Source organism: Burkholderia sp. 572, assembly GCF_040545135.1.
GTDB lineage: Bacteria > Pseudomonadota > Gammaproteobacteria > Burkholderiales > Burkholderiaceae > Burkholderia > Burkholderia cepacia.
The window spans coordinates 1-24,122 of sequence record NZ_JBEPLH010000036.1; the positions used below are offsets into that span (position 1 = coordinate 1).

Consider the following 24,122-nt stretch of genomic DNA (forward strand, 5'->3'; position numbering starts at 1 on the left):
TTTCTTTTGGGGTCGCCCCGAGCCCGGCCGCTCGCCGCGTTGCGCTCCTTGCGAATACGTCCAGTATTCGCAGCGTCGCGCGCCTCGCGAGCGGCCGTTCTCGTGGCAACGCATGTGCGTTCCATATGGAAACAGACCCTAACAAACACAGGAGACATGCCATGCAACGAAAGATGCTCGACGCCGCCGCACGCTGCTTCGCCGGAGCCGCGCTCGCGACGGCGGCCTGCGCCGCGTCCGCCGGCACGCTGACGATCGCGACGCTGAACAATCCCGACATGATCGAGCTGAAGAAGCTGTCGCCGGCGTTCGAGAAGGCGAACCTGGACATCAAGCTGAACTGGGTGATCCTCGAGGAAAACGTGCTGCGCCAGCGCGCGACGACCGACATCACGACCGGCAGCGGCCAGTTCGACGTGATGGCGATCGGCACCTACGAGACGCCGCAGTGGGGCAAGCGCGGCTGGCTCGCGCCGATCACCGGCCTGCCCGCCGACTACGACCTGAACGACATCGTGAAGACCGCGCGCGACAGCCTGTCGTACAACGGCCAGCTGTACGCGCTGCCGTTCTACGTCGAGAGCTCGATGACGTTCTACCGCAAGGACCTGTTCGCGGCGAAGGGGCTGAAGATGCCCGACCAGCCGACCTACGACCAGATCGCCGAGTTCGCGGACAAGCTCACCGACAAGGCGAAGGGGACCTACGGGATCTGCCTGCGCGGCAAGGCCGGGTGGGGCGAGAACATGGCGTACGTGTCGACGGTGGTGAACACGTTCGGCGGGCGCTGGTTCGACGAGAACTGGAATGCGCAGCTGACGTCGCCGGAATGGAAGAAGGCGATCACGTTCTACGTGAACCTGCTGAAGAAGGACGGCCCGCCGGGAGCGAGCTCGAACGGCTTCAACGAGAACCTGACGCTCACCGCATCGGGCAAGTGCGCGATGTGGATCGACGCGACGGTCGCGGCCGGGATGCTCTACAACAAGCAGCAGTCGCAGGTGGCCGACAGGATCGGCTTCGCGGCCGCGCCGGTCGCCGCCACGCCGAAGGGCTCGCACTGGCTGTGGGCGTGGGCGCTGGCCGTGCCGAAGACGTCGAAGCAGCAGGACGCCGCGCGCAAGTTCATCGCATGGGCGACGTCGAAGCAGTACATCGAGATGGTCGGCAAGGACGAAGGCTGGGCGTCGGTGCCGCCGGGCACGCGCACGTCGACGTATCAGCGTCCCGAGTACAAGGCCGCCGCGCCGTTCTCTGACTTCGTGCTGAAGGCGATCGAGACGGCCGACCCGAACGATCCGTCGCTGAAGAAGGTGCCGTACACGGGCGTGCAGTACGTCGGGATTCCTGAATTCCAGTCGTTCGGCACGGTGGTCGGCCAGTCGATCGCCGGTGCGGTCGCGGGCCAGATGACGGTCGACCAGGCGCTCGCCGCCGGGCAGGCCGCCGCCGACCGCGCGGTGCGGCAGGCCGGCTACAAGAAGTAACGCGCCGGCAGTCACGCGGCCCGCGGCGTGCGCCGTTGCACATGCCGCGGGCCGGCGAAGCCGAAAGGCGGGCGGGCCGTTCGCGCCCGCGCATCAACCGGAGGAACGCCGATCATGCGTCATTTACGTCTTCCCCTGAGCCATGCTCACGCGCCGTCGGTCGGCGACGCGTCGTCGCCGCCCGGCGCGCCGCGCCGCGCGCGCGGCGGCGCGAGCTGGCTCGTCTCGCCGTCCGTCGCGGTGCTGCTGCTGTGGATGTCGATCCCGCTCGCGATGACGATCTGGTATTCGTTCTCGCGCTACAACCTGCTGAACCCGGACGTGAAAGGTTTCGCCGGGCTCGACAACTATCGCTTCCTCGCGACCGATCCGTCGTTCCTGCCGGCGATCTGGCACACGCTCGTGCTGATCGGCGCGGTGCTCGCGATCACGGTGGTCGGCGGCGTGCTGATGGCCGTGCTGTTCGACCGCAAGTTCTACGGGCAGGGCGTCGCGCGCCTGTTCGCGATCGCGCCGTTCTTCGTGATGCCGACGGTGTCCGCGCTGATCTGGAAGAACATGATCCTGCATCCGGTGTACGGGCTCGTCGCGAACGCGATGCGCGCGCTCGGGATGACGCCGATCGACTGGTTCGCCGACTACCCGCTCACCGCGGTGATCATCATCGTCGCGTGGCAGTGGCTGCCGTTCGCGTTCCTGATCCTGTTCACCGCGATCCAGTCGCTCGACCAGGAGCAGAAGGAAGCCGCGCGCATCGACGGCGCGGGCCCGATCGCGATGTTCTTCTACATCACGCTGCCGCACCTGAAGCGCGCGATCGCCGTGGTCGTGATGATGGAGACGATCTTCCTGCTGTCGATCTTCGCGGAGATCTACACGACGACCGGCGGCGGCCCCGGCGACGCGACGACCAACCTGTCGTACCTGATCTACGCGCTCGGCCTGCAGCAGTTCGACGTCGGCCTCGCGTCCGCGGGCGGCATCATCGCCGTCGTGGTCGCGAACGTCGTGTCGTTCTTCCTGGTGCGGATGCTCGCGCGCAACCTGAAGGGGGAGTACGAAAAATGAGCGACCTGACCTTCGAAGGCCGGCGCGTGCCGGCCGTGTTCGACCTCGTGCGGCGTGCGCTGCCCGGCACGCTCGCGTGGCTGATCGCGCTCCTGCTGTTCTTCCCGATCTTCTGGATGGCGATCACCGCGTTCAAGACCGAGCAGCAGGCGTATGCGTCGACGCTGTTCTTCATGCCGACGCTCGACAGCTTCCGCGAGGTATTCGCGCGCAGCAACTACTTTTCGTTCGCCTGGAATTCGGTGCTGATCTCGGCCGGCGTCACGGTGATCTCGCTGCTGTTCGCGGTGCCGGCCGCGTACGCGATGGCGTTCTTCCCGAACCACCGCACGCAGAAGGTGCTGCTGTGGATGCTGTCGACGAAGATGATGCCGTCGGTCGGCGTGCTCGTGCCGATCTACCTGCTGTGGAAAAACGCGGGGCTGCTCGATACCGTGTCGGGCCTCGTGATCGTCTACACGCTGATCAACCTGCCGATCGCGGTGTGGATGACCTTCACGTACTTCAACGAGATCCCGAAGGACATCCTCGAAGCCGGGCGCATCGACGGCGCGTCGACGTGGCAGGAGATCGTCTACCTGCTGATGCCGATGGCGCTGCCGGGGCTCGCCTCCACCGCGCTGCTGCTCGTGATCCTGTCGTGGAACGAAGCGTTCTGGAGCATCAACCTGTCGAGCTCGAACGCCGCGCCGCTCACCGTGTTCATCGCGTCCTACTCGAGCCCCGAAGGGCTGTTCTGGGCGAAGCTGTCCGCAGCTTCCCTGCTGGCGGTCGCGCCGATCCTGATCGTCGGCTGGCTGTCGCAGAAGCAGCTCGTGCGCGGGCTCACGTTCGGAGCCGTCAAATGAGCGCGAACGTCCTGATCTGCGATTGCGACGGTGTACTGATCGACAGCGAGGCCGTGGCGGCCGACGTGATCGTGCGCGAGCTCGACGCGCGCTGGCCGGGCGTCGATGCGCGGCCGGCCGTGATGCCGTTGCTCGGGCTGCGCATCGAGCGCGTGCTGGCCGGCGCGGGCGACGCCGTCGGGCGCACGCTGTCGGCCGGCGATGTCGACGCGATCCGCCGCGCGGTCGAGGCGGCGGCCGTCAACGCGCCGATGGTCGACGGCATCGATGCGGCGCTGGACGCGATTCAGTTGACGACGGCCTGCGCGAGCAACAGCTACCGCACGTACGTCGAGGCCGCACTGGCGCGCACGGGCCTCGCGCGCTTCTTCGGCGACCGGCTGTTCTGCGCGGATGCCGTCGCACGGCCGAAGCCCGCGCCGGACGTGTATCTCGCGGCCGCGCGTACGCTCGGCGTCGTGCCTGCCCAGTGCCTCGTGGTCGAGGACAGCGCGACCGGCATCACCGCGGCCGCCGCGGCCGGCATGACCGTGCTCGGCTTCGTCGGCGGCGGGCATGCGTCGGCCGCGCAGATCGACGCGCTGCGCGGGATCGGCGCGCGTCACGTATTCGACGACATGCACGAACTGCCCGGCTACGTCGCGCGCTGGCAGGCGACCGGCGCGGTGCTGCCGAACTAGCAACCACGAACGATTGCGCGCCGCGTCCGACGCGGCGCGTCTCGCATCACGAACGAACGGAGACAGATCATGGCAAGCGTGCTCCTGCGCAACATCGCGAAGCGCTACGACGAAACCGAAGTGCTGCGCAACGTGAACCTCGACATCGCCGACGGCGAATTCGTCGTGTTCGTCGGCCCGAGCGGCTGCGGAAAATCCACGCTGATGCGGATGATCGCGGGCCTCGAGGACATCTCGAGCGGCGACCTGCTGATCGACGGCGCGAAGGTCAACGACGTGCCGAGCGCGAAGCGCGGCATCGCGATGGTGTTCCAGTCGTATGCGCTGTACCCGCACATGACGCTGTACGACAACATGGCGTTCGGCCTGAAGCTCGCCGGCGCGAAGAAGCCCGAGATCGACCAGGCGGTGAAGAACGCCGCGAAGATCCTGCACATCGACCATCTGCTCGACCGCAAGCCGAAGCAGCTGTCGGGCGGCCAGCGGCAGCGTGTCGCGATCGGCCGCGCGATCACGCGCAAGCCGAAGGTGTTCCTGTTCGACGAGCCGCTGTCGAACCTCGACGCGGCGCTGCGCGTGAAGATGCGGCTGGAGTTCGCGCGGCTGCACGACGAGCTCAAGACGACGATGATCTACGTGACGCACGACCAGGTCGAGGCGATGACGCTCGCGGACAAGATCGTCGTGCTGTCGGGCGGCGCGGTGCAGCAGGTCGGCACGCCGAACGAGCTTTACCACGCGCCGGCGAACCAGTTCGTCGCGGGCTTCATCGGTTCGCCGAAGATGAACTTCCTGACGGGGACCGTCGATTCGGTTGATGCCGGCGGCGTGCTCGTGCGCTTCGACAGCGGCGAGACGCAGCGCGTCGCGGTCGAGGCGGCGGGGCTGCAGCGCGGCGCGGCGGTGACGGTCGGCGTGCGGCCCGAGCACCTGAAGGTCGAAGCGGCGGCCACCGGCGTGGCCGCGCGGACGATGGCCGTGGAATCGCTCGGCGATGCCGCGTACCTGTATGCGGAGTCGGCCGTTGCGCCGGACGGGCTGATCGCGCGGATTCCGCCGCTCGACACGTACCGCACCGGCGAGGCGCTCCACGTGCACGCGCAGGCCGAGCACTGCCACCTGTTCGACGAACACGGCCAGGCGTTCCGCCGGCTGAGCGTGCACGCGAAGGCCGCATGACGGCCGGCCGCGGTCACAGCGGCAGGTGCGCGGCCATGTAATCGACGAACGCGCGCAGCTTCGGCGTCGGGTGGCGGCCCGACGGCCACAGCACGTAGACCGGCGTGCAGCTCGCGACGTGTTCGTCGAGCACCGCGCGCAGCGTGCCGTCCGCGAGCGCCTCGCGCACGAAGAAGATGGGCAGGCACGCGATGCCGAGCCCGCGCAGCGCGAAGCACAGGCGCGCTTCCGCACTGTTGCTGACCATCGCGACCGGCACTTCGGGCGGCGTGCCCGCGCGCGGCACGCGCAGCGGCCAGGTCTCGAGCTTGCCGCTGGTCGGGAAACGGTAGTGCAGGCAGCGGTGCTGCGCGAGATCGGCCGGCGTGCGCGGCGTGCCGTGCCGGTCGAGATAACCGGGGGACGCGACGAGGTGCTGGCGGAAGTGGCCGAGCAGCCGCGACGACAGCCGGGAATCCGAGGGCTGGCCGGTGCGCAGCACCGCGTCGAACCCTTCGTCGACGACGTCGACGAGCCGGTCGCTGAAATCGATGTCGAGCTCGATCTCCGGATACGCGGCCATGAAATCGGCGAGCACCGGCAGCAGCAGCGTGCCGATCGTCGGCAGGCTCACGCGCAAGCGCCCGCGTGGCGCTTCGGCGCTGTGCGTCAGTTCCTGCTCGGCCGCGTCGAGCTCGGCGATCACGCGCCGGCACCGTTCGAGAAAGCGCGTGCCTTCGGCGGTCAACGTGATGCTGCGCGTGCTGCGGTGAAAGAGCCGCACCTTCAGCCGCGCCTCGAGCCGCGCGATGCGTTTGCCGATCGCCGAAGCCGATAGCCCGAGCGCACGTCCGGCCGCGACGAAACTGCGCGTTTCCGCGACCTGAACGAACACGACGAAGCCGCCGAGGTTTTCCATGCGAGTTCCCGATTGCGGACGTCAGCGTCCGGATTGTCCGGAACTCTACCCCGGTTTTTCTTCTTGCGTCGGCTCCCTACGATGAGCGCTCGTTCATTGTCGAGAGGTCACGTCATGTCATCCCTGCCTGTCACCGCCTTGCGCGTGGAACCGGACGCCGCGCTGCGCCACCGGCTCGACGACGCGCTGGATCGCGCGCTCGCCGACGCGCGCATGGTCGGCGCGGTCGTGCTGGTCGCGCAGGACGGCGAGCTGCGTTATGCGCGCGCCGTCGGCCTTGCCGATCGGGAAGCCGGCACGCCGATGCGGGACGATGCGCTGTTCCGCCTGTCGTCGGTCACGAAGCCGGTCGTGGCGGCCGCCGCGATGCGGCTGGTCGCGGCGGGGCGCATCGCGCTCGACGAACCGGTTGCCCGCTCGTTGCCCGGATTCCGCCCGACGTTGGCCGACGGCACGCCTGCCGTCATCACGTTGCGTCATCTGCTGTCGCATACGGCCGGCCTCGGCTACCGCTTCCTCGAAGCGGACGGCGACGGCCCGTATGCACGCGCCGGCGTGTCCGACGGAATGGACCGCTCGGGTCTCTCGCTCGCCGAGAACCTGCGGCGCATCGCCAGCGTGCCGCTGCAGTTCGCGCCGGGTACGTCGTGGGGCTATTCGCTCTCGATGGACGTGGTCGGCGCGCTGATCGAGGCAGTCGACGGGCGGCCGCTCGCCGACGCGGTTGCCGCGCTCGTCACGACACCGCTCGGGATGATCGACACCGCGTTCGTCGCGCACGACGCCGCACGCTTCGCGACGCCTTACGTGAGCACGCCGGGCGCTCCGCGCCGGATGGCGGACGTCGATCTCGTGCCGGTGTTCGACGGCACGATCGGCATCCGCTTCGAGCCGGCGCGCGTGTTCGATGCCGATGCGTGGCCGTCGGGCGGCGCGGGGATGGTCGGCACCGCACGCGATTGCGTGACGCTGCTCGATGCGCTGCGCACGGGCCGCGACGGCTGGCTCGAACCCGCATGGGTCGACGAGATGGCGCGCGTCCAGCCGGGTGCGGGCGAACTGCGGGATGCGCCCGGTTTCGGCTTCGGGCTCGGGTTCTCGGTGCTGCGCGATCCGGTGGCCGCGCAGTCGCCGGAGTCGGTCGGCACCTGGCGCGGGGGCGGCGCGTACGGGCACACGTGGTTCGTCGACCGCGCGGCGGGGCTGACGGCCGTCGCGCTGACCAACACGCTGTACGAGGGCCTCGACGGGCGGATCGTGACCGCGGTGCGCGATGCGGTCTACGGCGTCGAAACCGGGAGCGCGGCATGAGCGACTGCACGACGATCGATGACGAGCTGGCCGTTCAGCCGGTGCAGGCCGGCGCGCGCCTGCCGGTTGCGAACCTGCTGGCGCTCGCGACGGCCGCGTTCATCACGATTCTCACCGAGGCGTTGCCGGCCGGCCTGCTGCCGCTGATGAGCACCGACCTGCGCGTGCCCGAGGCGCTGATCGGCCAGCTCGTGACCGTGTATGCGCTCGGCTCGATCGTCGCGGCGATTCCGCTCGTCGCCGCGACGCGCGCGATGCGCCGGCGCACGCTGCTGCTCGCGGCGCTGGCCGGCTTCGTCGTGTCGAATGCGCTGACGGCCGTGTCGCCGTACTACGCGCTGACGCTCGCCGCGCGCTTCGTCGCGGGGATGGCGGCCGGGCTGCTGTGGGCGCTGCTCGCCGGCTACGCGAGCCGGATGGTCGATGCCTCGTTGCGTGGCCGGGCGATCGCGGTCGCGATGCTCGGCGCGCCGGTCGCGATGTCGATCGGCATTCCGGCCGGCACCGCACTCGGCGCGGCGCTCGGGTGGCGCGTCGCGTTCGCGGGTATCACGCTCGCGGCGCTCGTGCTGATCGGCTGGATCCGTTGGCGTCTGCCCGATTATCCGGGGCAGCCGGCCGGCGCGCGCGAGCCGGTGCTCGGCGTGATGACGCTGCCCGGCGTGCGGCCGGTGCTGACCGTGATGTTCGCGTACGTGCTGGCGCACAACATGCTGTATACGTACGTCGCGCCGTTTCTCGCGGGCGTGCGGATGGGCGCGCAGGTCGATGCGGTGCTGCTCGTGTTCGGTATCGCGTCGCTGGTCGGCATCGCGCTGACGGGCGCGTGGATCGGCGCCGCGCAACGGCGGCTGACGCTCGCCAGCATCGCGTTGTTCGCCATCGCGGCGGCGATGCTCGGCGCCGGTTCCGGCATGGCGATCGTCTATGCGGGTGTCGCGCTGTGGGGGCTCGCGTTCGGCGGCGCGCCGACGCTGTTCCAGACGGCCACCGCGAACGCCGCGGGAGAGGCGGCGGATGTCGCGCAGTCGATGCTCGTGACGGTGTGGAACCTCGCGATCGCGGGTGGCGGTATCGCGGGCGGGATGCTGCTCGGCGCAACGGGGGCGGGCGCGATTCCGTGGGTGCTCGTCGCGCTGCTGGCGGCCGCGTGGGTCGGCGCATGGCGGGCTCGCCGGCATGCGTTTCCGGCGCCGCGCGCCGCGTGAGTTTGCAGGTGCGGGCGCGATTCAGATTGCCCGCATGCCCGGCGCCGTCCTGGCGCGCGCCTCGTCGTTGCCATGGCGATGCCGGAGGTGTGCCAGACGCTGACGGCGCGCGAGAAGGAGGTGCTGAAATGGACTGCGGCAGGCAAGACGTATGCCGATATCGGATTGATTCTGTCCATCTATGGCCGGACTGCGAAGTTTCACCTGATGAACGTGATGCGCAAGCTTCGTGCGGCCAACAAGGCGGAGGCCGTCATGAAGGCCACGATGCTCGGGTTTCTGCAGTGACGCCCGGGTTGTCCGGACGCGTCGGCGATCCGCCGTGCGGCGACCGCATGCGGTGACGGGAAGCCGGCACGCCGGCTACGCGTCCAGTGCCGCCCTCGCGCACGTCTCGTCGGTGACGAGCCCCGACATCCAGCCGCCGCGCAATGCGGCGATCACCGCATCGCGTTTCTTCGGGCCGCCCGCGAACGCGATCGTCGGGCGCTTCGGCGGCGTGGCGAGCGACACGCTCGTCACGCGCGTGCCGGTCGACACATCGATCAGCTTGCCTTGCGCGTCGATCGGCACGCCGAGCAGTTCGGCCACCGCGCCGAGCGCGGTCATCTCGTCGCGCTCCTGTTCGGTGATGAAGCCGTCTTCGTAGAGCGGGCAGTGCGGGCCGATGTTGCCGATCCCGACGAACGCGACGTCGGCCTGGCCCGACAGCGCCTCGACGATCCGGTACAGCCGGTGATTGCACCACTGCGCGCGCTCGGCGGCGCTGTCGGCGAACAGCGGCGCGGGCAGCAGGAAGTGCTTGCTGCCGGTTTTCTCGGAGATGTACTGCGCGACGTCGTAGCGGTTCGACGAACCGTCGGCCGCGATCGCGCCGACCATCGACACGAGGCGGTGCTGCGGTCGGTCGATCTGCGCGATCTGTGCGACCGCGGCCTTCAGCGTCCGGCCGCTGCTGACCGCGATCACCATCGGCCGCGTTTCGTTCAGGTAGCGCTCCATCACCTGCGCACCGGCGACGGCCAGCTTGCGGTCGATCGCGTCGGGCGCATCGGCATCGACAGGCACGACTTCGCACATCGCGAGGCCGTAGCGCTTCGACAGCTGCGCGCCGAGATCGAGGCAGTCGGCGAGCTGGTGGTCGACGCGCACGCGGATCAGGTTCTTCTCGACCGCGAACGCGACGAGGCGTTGTGCGACCGGGCGCGACACCTGCAGCTTTTCCGCGATCTCGTTCTGCGTGTCGCCCGCGACGTAGTAGAGCCACGCGGCACGCGTGGCGAGATCGAGTTTTTCTGAGGACTTGGACACGATAGCGATTCGGTTCGGAGCTGGGGGGCCGCCCGCGGACCGGCCGGCGGGCCGCATGACGGCATCCACTGTACCGCATGTCGCGCATGCGGCCGACGGCCGGCGCGCGTGACAGGCGGCGCTTACGCGAGCCGCGCGCGCGACGGTTCGTACAGCGGCCGCACGTGGCGGTACAGCGAACGAAACGCATCGAGGCGTTCGCGCAGCAGCGCATGGCGGGCGGCATCCGGCGCGTATTCGGCCCGCACCGGCGGCTTGGCCAGCACCGCATGCGGATCGCCGCCGACAGCCAGCCAGCCGAGCCGCGCCGCGCCAAGCGCCGCACCCGTTTCGCCGCCGCCGTGCTGGCGCGTGCGCACGTTCAGCGCATCGGCGATCAGTTGTGCCCAGTACGCGCTGCGCGCGCCGCCGCCGATCAGCGACAGCTGGGCGGTTTCGACGCCGGCCGCATGCAGCGCGTCGAGACCGTCGGCGAGGCCGAGCGTCACGCCTTCGAGCACCGCGTAGCCGAGATGCGCGCGTTCGGTCGCATGAGTCATCCCGAAGAACACGCCTTGTGCGTACGGATCGTTGTGCGGCGTGCGCTCGCCGGACAGGTAGGGCAGGAACAGCGGGGCCGTCGCGAGCGCGTCGGCGTCGAGCGCCTCGACTTCGGCGAGCAGGGCGGGCTCGTCGGTGCCGGTCAGCTTGCAGACCCAGCGCAGGCAGCTCGCGGCCGACAGCACGACGCTCATCAATTGCCAGCGATCGGGAATCGCATGGCAGAACGCATGCACGGCCGATGCGGGGTTCGGCATGAAGCGATCGCCGACCACGCTCAGCACGCCGGACGTGCCGAGCGACACGAAGCCGTCGCCTGCGTGGATCGCACCGATGCCGAGCGCGCTCGTTGCGTTGTCGCCGCCGCCGCCGGCTACCACGACCGCCTCCGACAGCCCGAGTTCGCGCGCGATGTCCGCGCGCAGCGTGCCGGACGGCGCATTGCCTTCGACGATGCGCGGCATCTGGTCACGCGTCATTCCGCATGCGGCGAGCAGTGCATCGGACCAGTCGCGGCGTGCGACGTCGAGCCACAGCGTGCCGGCTGCGTCCGACGGGTCGGACACCTTCGCGCCGGTGAGCCGGAACCGCAGGTAATCCTTCGGCATCAGCACGCAGGCAGTCGCCGCGAACACATCGGGCTCGTGCTTCGCGACCCACAGCAGCTTCGGCGCTGTGAAGCCCGGCATCGCGAGATTGCCGGCGAGGGCGTGGAGATCGGGCGCGCGTTCGGTGAGCAGCGCGCACTCGTCGGCGCTGCGCATGTCGTTCCACAGGATCGCGGGGCGCAGCACGCGGTCGTCGCGGCCGAGCAGCACGGCGCCGTGCATCTGGCCCGACAGGCCGATGCCGCGCACGGCCGCGAACGCTTGCGGATGCCGTTCGCGCAGCGCAGCGAGCGCGGCGAGCGTGCCTTGCCACCAGTCGTCCGGATGCTGTTCGGCCCAGCGCGGATGCGGCCGCGACACGGTGAACGGCGAGCCGGCGGTGCCGACGACCGTGCCGTCCGGGGCGAGCAGCAGCACCTTCACTTCCGAAGTGCCGAGGTCGATGCCGAGATACATGAGCGATCCGTTCCGTCAGTGGGGACTCGCTACTTTAGCCGCGCGGCCGTGCACGTGCCAAGGCAGGTTCGCCCCAATGCGCGTCAGCGCGCCGCGAGCCATGCATCGACCCGCGCGAGCCCGGCGCGCAACGCCTCGACCAGCGCCGGGTTGCCGGCGAGCGAACCCCACAGCGCGCGGCTTGCGCACAGCGCGGCGACCTGGTCGTCGGCCTCCGGATGGCCGGCCCCCGGATGGCCGGCCCCGACGATCGCACGCGCGGCGCTTTCGTCCATCACGCCGTCCTGGTACGCATACGGCAAGGTGCCGCGCGCCCAGCGTTCGAGAAAACGCAGGAACAGCGCGGGCAGCACGGCTGTGGCGACCGGCGCCGCGCTGCGTGCGAACGATTCGACGAGCGTCGGTGCGATGAAGCCGGGGATCTTCGAGAAGCCGTCGGCCGCGACGCGCTGGTTCGTGTCGAGTACGTACGGGTTGCCGAAGCGTTCGAGCACGACGTCGCGGTAGCGCGCGAGATCGAGCGGGCTCGGCGTCAGGCACGGGATCACGTCCTGCGTCACGTAGTCGTGCGCGAAGCGCCGGATCGCCGCGTCGTGCGTGCCTTCGTGGATATACGTGTGGCCCGCGAGCGTGCCGGCCCACGCGATGCAGCTGTGCGTCGCGTTGAGGATGCGGATCTTCGCTTCCTCGTACGGGTGCACGTCGTCGACGAGCTCGGCGCCGGCCAGCTCCCAGCGCGGTCGGCCGGCCGCGAAGCGGTCCTCGATCACCCACTGGATGAACGATTCGCCCATCACCGGGCATGCGTCGTCGATGCCGGTGGCGGCCAGCACGCGCTCGCGCACGTCGGCGGTCGGGCGCGGCGTGATGCGGTCGACCATCGCGCTCGGCGTCGCGACGTTCGCATCGAACCACGCGAGCAGGTCGGCCTGCCCGCGCCGCTCGAGGAATTCGCGCATCCCCGCGCGAAAGCGCGCACCGTTGTTGCGCAGGTTGTCGCAGCTCTGCAGCGTGAGCGGGCCCGCGCCGCGCTTCACGCGTTCGGCGAGCAGCGCCGCGAGCGCGCCGTACAGCGTTGTACGCGCACCCTGCAGGTCGGCCGCGAGATCCGCGTTCGCGACGTCGAGCCGGTTGTGTTCGTCGAGGTAGTAGCCGCCTTCGGTGACGGTGAACGACACGATCCGGCAGGCCGGATCGGCGCCGGCGTCGATCAGCGCGGCGAGATCGATCGACCAGGGCAGTACGCGCGTGATCGCGCGGATCGTCTCGTAGGCGCGCTCGCCTTGCGGCGTGACGGTTTCGAGCGTGTATTCGCCGTGCTGCGCGGCGAGCGCGTCCATCGTCGCGCGCATGTCGTCGCGGATGTTGCCGACGGTCAGCGACCAGCGCTCGTCGGGCGGCACGGCCGCGTTCACGCGATGCAGATACCATGCCTGGTGCGCGCGGTGAAACGAGCCCGCGCCGATGTGCAGCAGCACGGGCGTGCGGGCGGAGGGCGATGCGCTCATCCGGTGTCTCCTGTTCGTGCCAGATTTTCCTGCCGAATACGAATACGATCATTTGCTCTTTGTGTGAACGAATGATCGTATTCGGGCGAACGAAAGTCAAGGCGGGGAAACGGCATTTCGATGGTGCGCTGCGGCGGCGGGCGGAATGAGCGGGCGGAAAGGCGCGCGACACGATCGCGCAGTGGTGCGCGTTCTTCATGTGCCTGCTCGCCGTGTATGCGGCGTTCAGCTGGCTGCCGACGATGCTGGCCGCGAGCGGGCTGAGCGTGTCGGTTGCGGGGACGGGCTCACCGCGTACAACCTCGGCGGCGTGATCGGCGCGCTGCTGTGCGCGTGGACGATCGCGCATGCCGGGTCGCGCTGGCCGCTCGTGCTGTGCAGCATCGGCGGCGCGGCGAGTGCGGTGTGGCTGATGGGGGTCGATGCAAGCCGCCACACGGGCTGGCTGATCGTCGGGCTCGGGCTGCACGGGCTGTTCGTCAACGCGGTGCAGTCGACGATGTATGCGCTCTGTGCGTACATCTACCCGACCGCCGTGCGCGCGACGGGTACCGGAAGCGCTCGCGTTCGGCCGGCTCGGCGCGATCCTCAGTGCGTTCGCGGGCGCGATCGTGATCACCACGGGCGGCGCCACGGCCTATCTGACGATGCTGGCGATCGCGATGCGCATCGTCTGCGTCGCGCTGCTCGTCGTGCGGCGGCATATCCCGCGGCTGTCACGTGCGGCAGCGCAGCCGCGCGAAGGGGAGGAACTGGCCCGCACGTCGTCGTGACGGCGGGCGAGTGGTGCGTTACAGCGTGGTGCGCACGTGCCAGAGCTCGGGGAACAGCACGACGTCGAGCATCTTGCGCAGGTACGGCGCACCGCTGGTGCCGCCCGTGCCCTGCTTGAAGCCGATGATGCGTTCGACGGTCGTCACGTGGCGGAAGCGCCACTGGCGGAATGCATCCTCGAGATCGACCAGTTCCTCGGCCATCTCGTAGAGCTCCCAGTGCTGCTGCGGGTGACGGTACACCTCGAGCCACGCGGCTTCGACCGTTTCGTCGTGCTGCGTCGGCTGCGTCCAGTCGCGCTCGAGCCGCGCTTGCGCGATCGGGAAACCGCGCCGCGCGAGCAGGCGGACGACCTCGTCGTAGAACGACGGCGCCTCGAGCGTCGCGCGCACCTGTTCGAGGATGTCGGGCCGGTGCGCATGCGGCTGCAGCATCTGCACGTTCTTGTTGCCGAGCAGGAATTCGAGCTGGCGATACTGATACGACTGGAAGCCCGACGACTGCCCGAGATACGGCCGCATTGCCGAATACTCGGACGGCGTCATCGTCGACAGCACGTTCCACGCCTGCACCAGTTGCTCGAGGATCCGCGACACGCGCGCGAGCATCTTGAACGCGGGCGGCAGCGCGTCGGTGCGCACCGCGTCGAGCGCGCCGCGCAGCTCGAACAGCGCGAGCTTCATCCACAGCTCGCTCGTCTGATGCTGGATGATGAACAGCATCTCGTTGTGATCGGGCGACAGCGGATGCTGCGCGTCGAGGATCGAATTCAGCGACAGGTAGTCGCCGTAGCTCATCGACTTCGAGAAATCGAGCTGTGCGTTGTGCCAGCCGGCTTCGCCCGAGGCATCGCCCGGCACGTGCGGCGCTTCGTGTGCCGCTTGTGCCGAATGGGCGGCGCGTGCGCCCGAGAACGGGCAGCCCGCCGGCGCGTCGCCGCCGGGCGGCTGCATATGACCAGAATTCACGACTATCTCCAGATTTGAATGACGGGGCGCGGCGCGCAATCCGCGTGACCGTGGTGCGCGCCGGGCAAGGCCGGTCAGGTCACCGCGCCGCGTTCGGCGAACTCGGGCGCCTTCCAGGCGTCGGTGGCGAGGATGTCGCGCAGCGTCTCGACGGCATCCCACACGTCGACGAAGCGCACATAGAGCGGCGTGAAGCCGAAGCGCAGCACGTACGGCTCTCGGTAGTCGCCGATCACGCCGCGCGCGATCAGCGCCTGCATCACCTCGTAGCCGTGCGGATGCTCGAAGCTCGCCTGCGAGCCGCGCTGGTGATGCGCGCGCGGCGTGACGAGCTTCAGCGACAGGCCCGCGCAGCGTGCTTCGACGAGCGCGATGAAGGCATCGGTCAGCGCGAGCGATTTGCGGCGGATCGCCTGCATGTCGGTTTGCAGGAACACGTCGAGCCCGCATTCGACCATCGACATCGACACGATCGGCTGCGTGCCGCACAGGAAGCGCGCGATGCCCGGATCGGGCGCGAAGCCCGGCTGCATCGCGAACGGTGCGCGGTGGCCCCACCAGCCGGACAGCGGCTGCGAGAAGTGTGCGTGATGACGCTGCGGCACCCACACGAATGCGGGCGAACCCGGGCCGCCGTTCAGGTACTTGTACGTGCAGCCGACCGCGCCGTCGGCGCGCGCGCCGTTCAGGTCGACCGGCACCGCGCCGGCCGAGTGCGCGAGGTCCCACAGCATCAGCGCGCCCGCGTCGTGCACGAGCTGCGTGACGGCCGGCATGTCGTGCATGTAGCCGGTGCGGTAATTCACGTGCGTGATCATCGCGACGGCCGTGTCCGCGCCGAGCGCGGCCGGCAGGTCGGCCGGATCGTCGATCAGGCGCAGTTCATAGTTGCCGCCGAGCTGCTCGATCAGCCCCTGCGCGATATACAGGTCGGTCGGGAAGTTCGAGCGCTCCGACACGATCACGCGGCGCTCGGGCGCGCGCTCGGCCTGGTGGCGCAGCATCGCCGACAGCAGCTTGAACAGGTTGATCGAGATGGTGTCGGTGACGACCGTTTCGCCCGGCGCGCCGCCGATCAGCGTCGCGAGCTTGTCGCCGAGACGGCGCGGCAACGCGAACCAGCCGGCCGTGTTCCAGCTGCGGATCAGGCCTTCGCCCCATTCGGCGCCGATCACCTGCTGCGCGCGGGCGGCCGATGCGCGCGGCTGCGCGCCGAGCGAGTTGCCGTCGAGATAGATCACGCCGTCGGGCAGGGAGAACTGGTCGCGCAGCGGGGCGAGCGGATCGTCGCGGTCGAGCGCGAGTGCGTCTTCACGGGTCTTGATCATGATTTGAGTCGTCAGTCGGGGTAATCAGGAGGCACGCGCGGGCAGCGCGCGCAGCACCGCGCGCACGGGGCTCGCGTCGAGCGTCGCGAATTTCAGCGGCAGTGCGATCAGTTCGTAGTCGCCGGGCGGCACGTCGTCGAGCACGATGCCTTCGAGGATCGCCATCCGGTGCGCGCGCACGCGGTGATGCGCATCCATCGTCTTCGATTCCTGCGGGTCGAGCGACGGCGTATCGATGCCGATCAGCTTCACGCCGTGCGCGGCGAGCAGGTCGATGGTCTCGGGCGCGACCGCGCAGAAGTCGCTGTCCCACCGTTCGATGCTGGCACGTGCATACGTGCGCAGCAGCACGCGCGGCGGCACGCCGTCGAGCGCGGCCGCGACATCGGCCGGCTGCACGACCGGCGATGCGCCGATGCAATGGATCACGCGGCACGGGCCGAGATAGGTGTCGAGCGGCACGGCGCCGATCGGCGCGCCGTCGGCGTCGTAATGCAGCGGCGCGTCGCAGTGCGCGCCCGTGTGCGGCGACAGCGTCAGGCGTGCGACGTTGACCGGCGAGCCGGCCTCCATCCGCCACACGCGTTCGACGGAAACCGGCGTATCGCCCGGCCACACGGGGGTGGCGGGGCTGACAGGCGGCGAGATGTCCCAGAGGGTGTCCATGGCATGACGATTCGGTGAGTCGATGCTTCGAATGATAGGTGGACGCTCGCAGAAAGTGCTTGCGAAATAAACATGGACAAACCGCCGGATTGGCAGATAATTCGACTCAGAGGGAAAACGGGGACCAAAAATGCACGCGATCACGCTCGATGCCACCGACTGCCGGATTCTGGCGGTACTGCAGGAAGAGGGCAGAATCAGCAATCTCGACCTGGCGGAACGCATTTCGCTTTCGCCATCCGCCTGCCTGCGCCGCATGCGCCTGCTCGAGGAGCAGGGTGTGATCGAGCACTATCGCGCGTGCCTGAGCCGCGAGAAGCTCGGCTTCGAGCTCGAGGCGTTCGTGCAGGTATCGATGCGCAACGAAGAAAATCAATGGCACGAGCGCTTCGCGGAAGCGCTGCGCGAATGGCCGGAGGTGGTCGGCGCGTTCGTCGTGACGGGCGAGAGCCACTATCTGCTGCGCGTGCTCGCGCACAACCTCAAGCACTACTCGGATTTCGTGCTGAACCGGCTCTACAAGGCGCCGGGCGTCATGGACATCCGTTCGAACATCGTGCTGCAGACGCTGAAGGACGAAGCCGGCGCGCCGGTCGGGCTGGCGCGCACGGGAGCGATCAAAGCGGTGTAAGGCCGTGGAAGCCGCCGCCGTGGAACACGAGCGGCGGCGTCGTGTCCGATGCGGCGCGCACGCCGCAGCGTTCGACCTCGCCGACGAAGATCACGTGGTCGCCTTCGTCATAGCGGCTGCGGTTGTGGCATTCGAACCATGCGAGCGCGCCGTCGAGCACGGGCATCCCGGAGTTGCCGGCCGCATGCGCGATTCCTTCGAAGCGGTCGCCCTTGTAGGTCGAGAAGCGCTTGCACAGGTCGAGCTGCGAGGCCGCAAGTACGTTCACCACATAGTGGCTGTTGCCGCGGAACACGGGCGTCGACGCCGATTTGTGCGCGAGGCTCCACAGCACGAGCGGCGGATCGAGCGATACCGAGTTGAACGAGCTGGCGGTGATGCCGATCAGCTGTCCGGACGGCGCGCGCGTCGTGATCACCGTCACGCCCGTTGCGAACTGGCCGAGCGCTTGCCGGAAAGCGGCCGAGTCGAAATCCGGGGGATTGGCCTGGCTCATCGGGCAGCCATCCGGAACGAGACGGGCGGGCGCGGCGCGACGCGAGCGGGGCGGGCACGGCGGACGAAAGGCGACAAGGCGGTCGATGGGGAAGGGGTGCGCATGGCCCGATTTTAGCGGAATCGGGGCCGCCGGGCCCGGCCAGGCGGCGCATCGAGGGGGCAGGGTGACGTAGCGAACACTGCGGCGCGCGGCAGGACGGGCAATCGCGCGCGGCCGGCAACGCCGTTCTGTCGCGTTTTTCGAACGGGGCCGCCGCGCGGTCCTGCGCAGTTGCATCTCCCCGCCGCCGATCCCCGCGCCATCTATTGCGCCGCCGCCAGTCCGAGCGACAGCGCGCCCGTCACGATCAGGCTCGACGCCCACACCGCATCGAGATTGAACCAGCTCCGCGACACGAACTTCAGCCCGAGATAGCGGTACACGAGCCACGCGAGCCCGCCGCCGGCGCCGATCATCGCGATTGCATGCACGGCCGCGACGACGAGCGCCATCCCGAGATGCGCATCGACGAGCGTGGCCGCCGCCCGGTGGCCGGCGTCCCGGTCGAGCCCGCAGAGCCCGAGGTAGATCGGTACCAGCATCAGCCCCGCGCCATGCGCGATCGCGACCGCGAACGACCACAGACCGAGCCGCGCGGGCGGGATCCGCGCGAGCGCACGCGGATGCCGGCGCCGGATCAGCAGCACGGCGCCGAAGCCGATCACGAGCGCGCTCGCGCCGATCCGGATCGCCGATTGCCAGGCAAGCAGCGCGGCGAGCAGCCCGAACGGCAGCATCACCGCGAAGACCGCGAGCGCATGGCCGAGCGCGAGATAGCCGAGCGCCGCGACGAGTGCACCGCCGCGGCGCGTCATCAGCGCGTTCGACACCGCGAGCGGCCAGCCCATCGCGGGGTTGAGCCCGTGATACACCCCGCTCGCGAGCACGGCCGCCCACAGCGCGAACTGGGCGTGAAGGCCGGCGTTCAACGCTTGACCGACGGATAGCAGAACGAGTCGGTCGAGCAGTCGCCGCCTTCGAGCCGGATCTGGTGCGCGCGATAGCCTTCGGGGAAGTCGACCCAGTAATCGTCGGCGAGCGTCAGCCCGCCTTCCGGCCCCGCATGCGCGAGCACCTGCGCGGCCGGCACGCCATCCGGATAAAACTGGTCGTCCCACGTCGAATAGAGCGAATTGGTCCAGTACACGCGCCGGCCGTCGCGGCTGATCTCGACCATCTGCGGGCCGCCCGCGAATGCGCGGCCGTTCGAGTGCGGCGCACGGCGCGCGATGCCGCCGATGCGGACCGATCCCGCGAGCACCGGGTTGTGCGGGTCCGATACGTCGTACTGGCGCATCTCGCCGGTGCCCCAGCACGACACGTAGAGGAAGCGGTCGTCGAGCGACAGGTCGATGTCGGTCACGAGCGGCGGCACCGCGCCGAACGATTTCAGCAGCGGCGGCAGTTCGTCGGCCGCGGCCGGCTCGGCCGGGATGGTCGCGGTCTTCTTCACATGGAACTTGCCGCCTTCGCGCCACCAGGTCCAGATCGAGCCTTCGAGATTCGTCGTGTCGACCACGACGCCGACGAACCCGTATTCGCGCACCGGGTCGTGCGCGGGCCGCACTTCGAGCGCCATCTGGTGCTGCGCGCCGAGATCGATCGTCTGCACGTTGCGCCGCGCGCGCAGGTCCCAGAAATGCAGCCGGTGCCCGTATTTGTTCGCGAGCAGGTCCTCGGGCACGATGCCGTTCTCGAATTGCGGCGGCAGCGCCCATTCGCTCGACACCATGTAGTCGCGCGGTAGGTTCCACCAGAAGTCGTAATGCTTGTCCTGCGGGCCGCGGTCGATCTCCCAGCGGCCGAGCACGTCGAAGGTTTCGCAATCCATGATGAAGATGCCGGGCGCGCCGTCGGTGCCGTCCTTGCCCGCGCCGCCAAGCGTGCTCACATAGATGCCTTCGGGGCCGCAGTGAACGGTGTGCGGCCGCGAATAGCCGGTTTTCGAGAAGATCTCGTCGGGCTCGACGATCTTGTGGATGCGCGCCTGCGTCGGATGCGGCTTCGTGTCGATCACGTAGATGCGCGACGAGCGCAGGCCGGGGATGATCAGGAAGCGGCGTTCGAGGAACGCATGGCCGGTCAGCGGCGACAGCGACGACGAACAGGCATTCCAGCCGAAGTGGTGAAACTCGTCGCCGGTGTTCGGCATCGTCACCGTATGCACCATTTTTCCGTAGGTCGGCGAGCCGGGCTTCACGTCGATCACGGCGAGCGCGTCGGGTCTGGAAAAATCGGGGCTCAGCAACAACGTATAGGCAAACTCTTCCGCCGGCGCCTGCATCGCAAGCTCGGGCGAAGCGTGAAACGTCGGGTCAGGTCGCATGCTCATGGTAATGCTCTCTCGATGGGTTCGGATCGTTGACGCACGGCCGTTCGTTGCGGGCGTGCGGGTCGGGGTTGCCGCGCGGCGCGCGTGGTGCCGGCAGGCGCGATCGGCAGGCGGGTGCACGCGTCGGCGACACGTGCGGCGCGCCGTGCATCAGATCGTGAAAGCGGAGAAAGGCGGTGTTCCGGATCGCCGCACGCGGGGCGAGACGGACGTACGGCAAGGGGGTGGCACGGTCGAAGCGGCAGCCCGCGATGCGGCGACGGCCGGGCGAGTGATGCGGGTGATGTCTGTTAAGGCATGCATATCGATGTTCCGGCAGATGATGTTTGCATCAGGGTCGGGCACGCATCGGGCGCTTTGCGCGAGGCAGCGGGTTTGCCGCCGCGCTCGCGCGTGCCTAAGTGTAGACGAGAAAGCGGGCGGCCGGTCGTGCGCGGTACCTGTGCAACCTGTCAGGTTCGCGCGCGAGTGAGATACTTGCCGCAGTGCCGTTGCGACCCGCCCCCGGGTGGGCAGCGGCGAGACGGAACGGTGGCGCCGGCGCATGCGTGCCGGCTGCCGACATCAACGAAGGACTGATTTCATGGTGAACGAGATGCTTGAAACCGCGACATTGGGAGGCGGGTGTTTCTGGTGCACGGAGGCGGTGTTTCTCGACGTCGACGGCGTGACGGCCGTCCAGTCGGGCTACGCGGGCGGCCATACGCGCAATCCCGGCTATCGCGACATCTGCGAAGGCGACACGGGCCACGCGGAAGTCGTCAACGTGACGTTCGATCCGGCGCGCATCGGCTATCGCGAGATCCTCGAGATCTTCTTCGCGACGCACGATCCGACCCAGTTGAACCGGCAGGGCAACGACGTCGGCACGCAGTACCGTTCGGTCGTGTTCACGCATTCGGACGCGCAACGCGACACGGCGCTCGACGTGATCCGCGAGCTGGAGCGCGAGCAGGTGTTCGGGCAGCCGATCGTCACGCAGGTCGTGCCGCTCGACGGCAACTACTGGCCGGCCGAGGATTATCACCAGAACTATTACGCGCGTAACCCGGGGCAGGGCTACTGCTCGGTCGTGATCGGGCCGAAGCTCGCGAAATTCCGGCAGAAGTTCTCGCACCGGCTGAAGTCGCTGCGCGGCGCGTAAGCGCCGGAACGGCGGGAGCCGGCGCAAATGGGCGTCAGGCCGCCTCGTTGCGCCACTGCGCGCACGCGGCGGCGATCTCGCGTGCGAGCGCGATGCACGACAGCGGCGCGGAGCCTTCCGCCTTGTTGTTGATCGTGATGATCACCGGCTGCCCGGCCAGCGCATAGCGCGCGGCCAGTTCGGCGAGCGCCGAGCGCGTGGCCGGATCCTCGTCGACGAGCTTGTCGAACGGCTCGTATTTCGCTTTCGCCTGTTCGTACTTGAAGCCGCTGTGCAGGCTCCAGCGCACGATCAGCGGGCCCGGCGCGTCGCCGTCGAGCAGGGCGAGCGCGGCCGCCTGGCGCAGCGCGTCGGGCATCCTCGCGTGCAGGCCGACGCAGTAGCGCACACCGAGCGCGGCGAGCGCGCGGATGAAACGCGGCGTGAGCAGGCTCGCGTCGCGAATCTCGATCGCATAGCGGGTGCCGTCGGTTTCCCGCGGCAGCGGCGGCAGCGCCGCGAAGAACGCGGCGAGCCGGTCGATCAGCGCGGCCGGCTGCGCGAGCAGCTGGTCGGGCAGCGGCGAGAACTGGAACACGAGCACGCCGGCTTTCCGGCCGAGCCCTTCGAGGCACGGCTGCACGAACTCGCGGGTGGCGAGCTGCGCGTCGAGGAAGGTCGGGTTCGGCCCCGACGGCTCGCCGCGCCGGCCGCGGATAACCGCGTCGGTCACGGAGGCCGGCGCCTTCACGACGAAGCGGAAATCGTCGGGCACCTGCTGCGCGTAGCGCAGGTAATCGGCGACCGACAGCGGGCCGTAGAACGAACGGTCGAGGCTCACGCTCTTCAGCAGCGGATGTGCGCCGTACGCTTCGAGCCCTTCGCGCGACAGCTTGGTCTGCGCGAAATCGCCGTCGTAGACGATGCCGTCCCAGCCGGGGAAGTACCACGACGACGTGCCGAGCCGAACGTTCGGCGGCAGGCCGGCCGCTGCGTCGGCGACCTCGGGGGCGATCGGCGCGGGCAGCACGCCGCGTCGGCGCCGGCCTTTCTTCAGCGGCGCGGCCGGCGGGGACGGTTCGTCCCACAGCAGGCCGGAAGCGGCAGGCGGTGTTTCGTCGGAAGAACGGGAGCGGGAGCGCGGTGCCGGCTGCGCGTCGTCACGCGCGTCCGGTTTCACGTGTTCGTCGGTGCGGGCAGGCGGGCCGTCGTCCTCGGGCGACGCGCGTGCAGCGTCGGCCGGCACGCCGAACAGGTCGAATTGCCCGTCGGCGTGCGGCGCGTGCGCGTCGTCGTGCTGCTGTCGTTCCGGCGGCCCCTTGCGCCGCGTCCTGCCGTCACCCATGCATGCCCAGCGTGAAGCGCCGCCTAGCGCGGCAGCGCGTGTTCGTACATATAGCGCCGCGACCACGGCAGCGTTTTCGCGCTGCGTCCGGCCTTGCGGCACACGATCTGGAAGATCGACACGTCGTCGTGCTCGAACGCATACGCGCAGCCGGCGAGATACACGCGCCAGATGCGGAATTTTTCGTCGTCGACGAGTTGTCGCGCGGCTTCTGCCTTCGCCTCGAAGTTTTCCGTCCAGATGTCGAGCGTGCGCGCATAGTGCCGTCGCAGGCTTTCGACGTCAATCGCTTCCAGTCCGCCGCGCTGCGCGGCTTCCAGCGCGAGGCTGATGTGCGGCAGCTCGCCGTCCGGGAACACGTAGCGGTCGATGAACTCGCCGCCGCCGAGCGCGGTTTCGCCGCTTTCCGCGTCGGTCGACGTGATCCCGTGGTTCATCGCGATGCCGTCGTCGACGAGCAGGTCATGAATCCGCGTGAAATAGAGCGGCAGGTTCTTGCGCCCGACGTGCTCGAACATCCCGACACTCGTGATGCGGTCGAACTGGCCGTCGATCTCGCGGTAGTCCTGCAGCCGGATCTCGATCCTGTCCTCCAGCCCGGCCGCCTTCACGCGCGCGGTCGCGAGGTCGAACTGGTTCTGCGACAGCGTGACGCCGAGGCACTGCGCGCCGAACTTCTGCGCGGCGCGCAGCACGAGCGCACCCCAGCCGCAGCCGATGTCGAGCAGGCGCTGGCCGGGCTCGAGCCGGATCTTCGTCAGGATGTGGTCGATCTTCTTGATCTGCGCGGTGGCGAGATCCTCGTCGCCGTTCTCGAAGTAGGCGCACGAGTACACCATGTTCTCGTCGAGCCACAGCTTGTAGAACTCGTTCGAGACGTCGTAGTGATACTGGATCGCCTTCTTGTCGGTGCTCTTCGTGTGATTGAAGTAGCGCTTCACGCGCGCGAGCTTGCTCGCGCTCGTCACCGTGCTGCGCGCGAGCGAGTAGCCGATGTTGATGATGTCCGACAGCTTGCCTTCAATGTCGATCTTGCCCTTCACGTAGGCCTCGCCGAGATTGTCGAGGCTCGGTTCGAGCAAGAGCGGCAGCGCCGACGCGCTGTTCACCTTCAGCGTGACCTGCGGCGCGCTGAAGGTGCCGAAATCGAGTTGGTCGCCGTTCCACAGCACGAGGCGCGCCGGTATGTTCGCTTTCGCCCGTACTTCGTCCGCCCACTGTGCCAGCTTCTTTTCCCAGAACATTTGGATTCTCCGTTTGTTCGTTGAATCGAATACAGCCAAGTATCTTGACCGGCGCCCGCGGCTTGCGCGGC

The 24,122-nt window shown here is 68.9% G+C and carries 22 protein-coding genes and 1 pseudogene; 11 read left to right on the forward strand and 12 right to left on the reverse strand.

The genetic code is table 11. The features are described from left to right. Positions 1-161: 161 nt before the first annotated feature. From ABIC51_RS37910 to ABIC51_RS37930, 5 genes are all read left to right on the forward strand, one after another. The gene (locus ABIC51_RS37910) at positions 162-1,487 is read left to right on the forward strand and encodes an ABC transporter substrate-binding protein (RefSeq protein WP_175861873.1); all 1,326 of its coding nucleotides are present in this window, start codon (positions 162-164) and stop codon (positions 1,485-1,487) included. 114 nt (positions 1,488-1,601) lie between these two features. Then, a complete protein-coding gene (locus ABIC51_RS37915; RefSeq protein WP_021159530.1) occupies positions 1,602-2,555 on the forward strand; it encodes a carbohydrate ABC transporter permease in 954 nt (317 codons plus the stop codon). Further along, positions 2,552-3,403 carry a carbohydrate ABC transporter permease gene (locus tag ABIC51_RS37920; protein ID WP_027789251.1) on the forward strand — a complete coding sequence of 284 codons (852 nt, stop codon included), beginning with the start codon at positions 2,552-2,554 and terminating at the stop codon, positions 3,401-3,403. Before ABIC51_RS37915 ends, ABIC51_RS37920 begins: the two co-directional genes overlap by 4 nt. Beyond that, the gene (locus ABIC51_RS37925) at positions 3,400-4,083 is read left to right on the forward strand and encodes an HAD family hydrolase (RefSeq protein WP_060195123.1); all 684 of its coding nucleotides are present in this window, start codon (positions 3,400-3,402) and stop codon (positions 4,081-4,083) included. The genes ABIC51_RS37920 and ABIC51_RS37925 overlap by 4 nt, the downstream gene beginning before the upstream one ends. Before the next feature lie 69 nt (positions 4,084-4,152). Beyond that, the gene (locus tag ABIC51_RS37930; RefSeq protein WP_059554412.1) at positions 4,153-5,262 is read left to right on the forward strand and encodes an ABC transporter ATP-binding protein; all 1,110 of its coding nucleotides are present in this window, start codon (positions 4,153-4,155) and stop codon (positions 5,260-5,262) included. Positions 5,263-5,275: 13 nt separating this feature from the next. On the opposite strand, the gene ABIC51_RS37935 is transcribed toward ABIC51_RS37930, so the two are convergent. Continuing rightward, positions 5,276-6,160, reverse strand: a complete 885-nt coding sequence (locus ABIC51_RS37935) for a LysR family transcriptional regulator (RefSeq protein WP_021159534.1) — start codon at positions 6,158-6,160, stop codon at positions 5,276-5,278. 114 nt (positions 6,161-6,274) lie between these two features. Here ABIC51_RS37935 and ABIC51_RS37940 point away from each other — a divergent pair, with 114 nt between their 5' ends. The 3 genes from ABIC51_RS37940 (at position 6,275) to ABIC51_RS37950 (ending at position 8,967) form a co-directional block, all read left to right on the forward strand. Continuing rightward, positions 6,275-7,471 (forward strand): serine hydrolase domain-containing protein, encoded by a 1,197-nt coding sequence (locus ABIC51_RS37940; RefSeq protein ID WP_226230865.1) that lies wholly within the window; start codon positions 6,275-6,277, stop codon positions 7,469-7,471. Continuing rightward, the gene (locus ABIC51_RS37945) at positions 7,468-8,679 is read left to right on the forward strand and encodes an MFS transporter (RefSeq protein ID WP_175863521.1); all 1,212 of its coding nucleotides are present in this window, start codon (positions 7,468-7,470) and stop codon (positions 8,677-8,679) included. The genes ABIC51_RS37940 and ABIC51_RS37945 overlap by 4 nt, the downstream gene beginning before the upstream one ends. Before the next feature lie 72 nt (positions 8,680-8,751). Next, a complete protein-coding gene (locus tag ABIC51_RS37950) occupies positions 8,752-8,967 on the forward strand; it encodes a helix-turn-helix domain-containing protein (protein WP_175852486.1) in 216 nt (71 codons plus the stop codon). A gap of 75 nt (positions 8,968-9,042) precedes the next feature. On the opposite strand, the gene ABIC51_RS37955 is transcribed toward ABIC51_RS37950, so the two are convergent. The 3 genes from ABIC51_RS37955 to dalD all read right to left on the reverse strand — a co-directional run bounded on the left by ABIC51_RS37955 (position 9,043) and on the right by dalD (position 13,102). Further along, complete coding sequence (locus ABIC51_RS37955) at positions 9,043-9,990, reverse strand: sugar-binding transcriptional regulator (protein WP_059688549.1); 948 nt, start codon at positions 9,988-9,990, stop codon at positions 9,043-9,045. A gap of 122 nt (positions 9,991-10,112) precedes the next feature. Further along, a complete protein-coding gene (gene xylB / locus ABIC51_RS37960; protein ID WP_060171844.1) occupies positions 10,113-11,594 on the reverse strand; it encodes a xylulokinase in 1,482 nt (493 codons plus the stop codon). Positions 11,595-11,677: 83 nt separating this feature from the next. Further along, on the reverse strand, positions 11,678-13,102 hold the full coding sequence (dalD, locus tag ABIC51_RS37965; protein ID WP_354007007.1) for a D-arabinitol 4-dehydrogenase: 1,425 nt from the start codon (positions 13,100-13,102) through the stop codon (positions 11,678-11,680). A gap of 161 nt (positions 13,103-13,263) precedes the next feature. On the opposite strand from dalD, the pseudogene ABIC51_RS37970 reads away from it, so the two are divergent. Next, positions 13,264-13,875: pseudogene (locus tag ABIC51_RS37970) on the forward strand (MFS transporter); the annotation flags it as partial. An 18-nt stretch (positions 13,876-13,893) separates the two neighbouring features. On the opposite strand, the gene kynA reads toward ABIC51_RS37970, so the two are convergent. From kynA to kynB, 3 genes are all read right to left on the reverse strand, one after another. After that, on the reverse strand, positions 13,894-14,829 hold the full coding sequence (gene kynA / locus ABIC51_RS37975) for a tryptophan 2,3-dioxygenase (protein WP_060312468.1): 936 nt from the start codon (positions 14,827-14,829) through the stop codon (positions 13,894-13,896). Between the two features lie 89 nt (positions 14,830-14,918). Further along, positions 14,919-16,172: a kynureninase gene (kynU, locus tag ABIC51_RS37980; protein ID WP_059688543.1), complete on the reverse strand. Its 1,254-nt coding sequence runs from the start codon at positions 16,170-16,172 to the stop codon at positions 14,919-14,921. Positions 16,173-16,196: 24 nt separating this feature from the next. Next, positions 16,197-16,838: an arylformamidase gene (kynB, locus tag ABIC51_RS37985; RefSeq protein WP_175863518.1), complete on the reverse strand. Its 642-nt coding sequence runs from the start codon at positions 16,836-16,838 to the stop codon at positions 16,197-16,199. 130 nt (positions 16,839-16,968) lie between these two features. On the opposite strand from kynB, the gene ABIC51_RS37990 reads away from it, so the two are divergent. Beyond that, positions 16,969-17,469, forward strand: coding sequence for an Lrp/AsnC family transcriptional regulator (locus tag ABIC51_RS37990; protein WP_006477992.1), 501 nt, complete (start codon positions 16,969-16,971; stop codon positions 17,467-17,469). On the opposite strand, the gene ABIC51_RS37995 is transcribed toward ABIC51_RS37990, so the two are convergent. The 3 genes from ABIC51_RS37995 to ABIC51_RS38005 form a co-directional block, all read right to left on the reverse strand. Further along, the gene (locus ABIC51_RS37995; protein WP_021162543.1) at positions 17,456-17,965 is read right to left on the reverse strand and encodes a flavin reductase family protein; all 510 of its coding nucleotides are present in this window, start codon (positions 17,963-17,965) and stop codon (positions 17,456-17,458) included. The genes ABIC51_RS37990 and ABIC51_RS37995 overlap by 14 nt on opposite strands. A gap of 305 nt (positions 17,966-18,270) precedes the next feature. Beyond that, positions 18,271-18,936, reverse strand: coding sequence for a hypothetical protein (locus ABIC51_RS38000; RefSeq protein ID WP_060359531.1), 666 nt, complete (start codon positions 18,934-18,936; stop codon positions 18,271-18,273). After that, complete coding sequence (locus ABIC51_RS38005) at positions 18,933-20,339, reverse strand: selenium-binding protein SBP56-related protein (RefSeq protein WP_354007008.1); 1,407 nt, start codon at positions 20,337-20,339, stop codon at positions 18,933-18,935. The genes ABIC51_RS38000 and ABIC51_RS38005 overlap by 4 nt, the downstream gene beginning before the upstream one ends. A 583-nt stretch (positions 20,340-20,922) precedes the next feature. On the opposite strand from ABIC51_RS38005, the gene msrA reads away from it, so the two are divergent. Then, the gene (gene msrA / locus ABIC51_RS38010) at positions 20,923-21,483 is read left to right on the forward strand and encodes a peptide-methionine (S)-S-oxide reductase MsrA (protein ID WP_041492935.1); all 561 of its coding nucleotides are present in this window, start codon (positions 20,923-20,925) and stop codon (positions 21,481-21,483) included. Between the two features lie 34 nt (positions 21,484-21,517). On the opposite strand, the gene ABIC51_RS38015 is transcribed toward msrA, so the two are convergent. Together ABIC51_RS38015 and ABIC51_RS38020 are read right to left on the reverse strand one after the other, a co-directional pair. Then, positions 21,518-22,807: a DUF72 domain-containing protein gene (locus ABIC51_RS38015; RefSeq protein ID WP_175863515.1), complete on the reverse strand. Its 1,290-nt coding sequence runs from the start codon at positions 22,805-22,807 to the stop codon at positions 21,518-21,520. Positions 22,808-22,830: 23 nt separating this feature from the next. Next, positions 22,831-24,051: a class I SAM-dependent methyltransferase gene (locus ABIC51_RS38020; RefSeq protein WP_059692609.1), complete on the reverse strand. Its 1,221-nt coding sequence runs from the start codon at positions 24,049-24,051 to the stop codon at positions 22,831-22,833. Between the last annotated feature and the right edge of the window lie 71 nt (positions 24,052-24,122).

Excerpts from the sequence above, each read along its gene's own strand:
- ABIC51_RS38005 (WP_354007008.1), bottom strand. The coding sequence starts at position 20,339 with ATGAGCATGCGACCTGACCCGACGTTTCACGCTTCGCCCGAGCTTGCG.
- ABIC51_RS37935 (WP_021159534.1), bottom strand. The coding sequence starts at position 6,160 with ATGGAAAACCTCGGCGGCTTCGTCGTGTTCGTTCAGGTCGCGGAAACG.
- ABIC51_RS37945 (WP_175863521.1), top strand. The coding sequence starts at position 7,468 with ATGAGCGACTGCACGACGATCGATGACGAGCTGGCCGTTCAGCCGGTG.
- ABIC51_RS38020 (WP_059692609.1), bottom strand. The coding sequence starts at position 24,051 with ATGTTCTGGGAAAAGAAGCTGGCACAGTGGGCGGACGAAGTACGGGCG.
- ABIC51_RS37990 (WP_006477992.1), top strand. The coding sequence starts at position 16,969 with ATGCACGCGATCACGCTCGATGCCACCGACTGCCGGATTCTGGCGGTA.
- msrA (WP_041492935.1), top strand. The coding sequence starts at position 20,923 with ATGGTGAACGAGATGCTTGAAACCGCGACATTGGGAGGCGGGTGTTTC.
- xylB (WP_060171844.1), bottom strand. The coding sequence starts at position 11,594 with ATGTATCTCGGCATCGACCTCGGCACTTCGGAAGTGAAGGTGCTGCTG.
- kynA (WP_060312468.1), bottom strand. The coding sequence starts at position 14,829 with ATGCAGCCGCCCGGCGGCGACGCGCCGGCGGGCTGCCCGTTCTCGGGC.
- ABIC51_RS37915 (WP_021159530.1), top strand. The coding sequence starts at position 1,602 with ATGCGTCATTTACGTCTTCCCCTGAGCCATGCTCACGCGCCGTCGGTC.
- kynB (WP_175863518.1), bottom strand. The coding sequence starts at position 16,838 with ATGGACACCCTCTGGGACATCTCGCCGCCTGTCAGCCCCGCCACCCCC.
- ABIC51_RS37950 (WP_175852486.1), top strand. The coding sequence starts at position 8,752 with ATGGCGATGCCGGAGGTGTGCCAGACGCTGACGGCGCGCGAGAAGGAG.
- ABIC51_RS37910 (WP_175861873.1), top strand. The coding sequence starts at position 162 with ATGCAACGAAAGATGCTCGACGCCGCCGCACGCTGCTTCGCCGGAGCC.
- ABIC51_RS37925 (WP_060195123.1), top strand. The coding sequence starts at position 3,400 with ATGAGCGCGAACGTCCTGATCTGCGATTGCGACGGTGTACTGATCGAC.
- ABIC51_RS38015 (WP_175863515.1), bottom strand. The coding sequence starts at position 22,807 with ATGGGTGACGGCAGGACGCGGCGCAAGGGGCCGCCGGAACGACAGCAG.
- ABIC51_RS37940 (WP_226230865.1), top strand. The coding sequence starts at position 6,275 with ATGTCATCCCTGCCTGTCACCGCCTTGCGCGTGGAACCGGACGCCGCG.
- ABIC51_RS37920 (WP_027789251.1), top strand. The coding sequence starts at position 2,552 with ATGAGCGACCTGACCTTCGAAGGCCGGCGCGTGCCGGCCGTGTTCGAC.
- kynU (WP_059688543.1), bottom strand. The coding sequence starts at position 16,172 with ATGATCAAGACCCGTGAAGACGCACTCGCGCTCGACCGCGACGATCCG.
- ABIC51_RS37930 (WP_059554412.1), top strand. The coding sequence starts at position 4,153 with ATGGCAAGCGTGCTCCTGCGCAACATCGCGAAGCGCTACGACGAAACC.
- dalD (WP_354007007.1), bottom strand. The coding sequence starts at position 13,102 with ATGAGCGCATCGCCCTCCGCCCGCACGCCCGTGCTGCTGCACATCGGC.
- ABIC51_RS37995 (WP_021162543.1), bottom strand. The coding sequence starts at position 17,965 with ATGAGCCAGGCCAATCCCCCGGATTTCGACTCGGCCGCTTTCCGGCAA.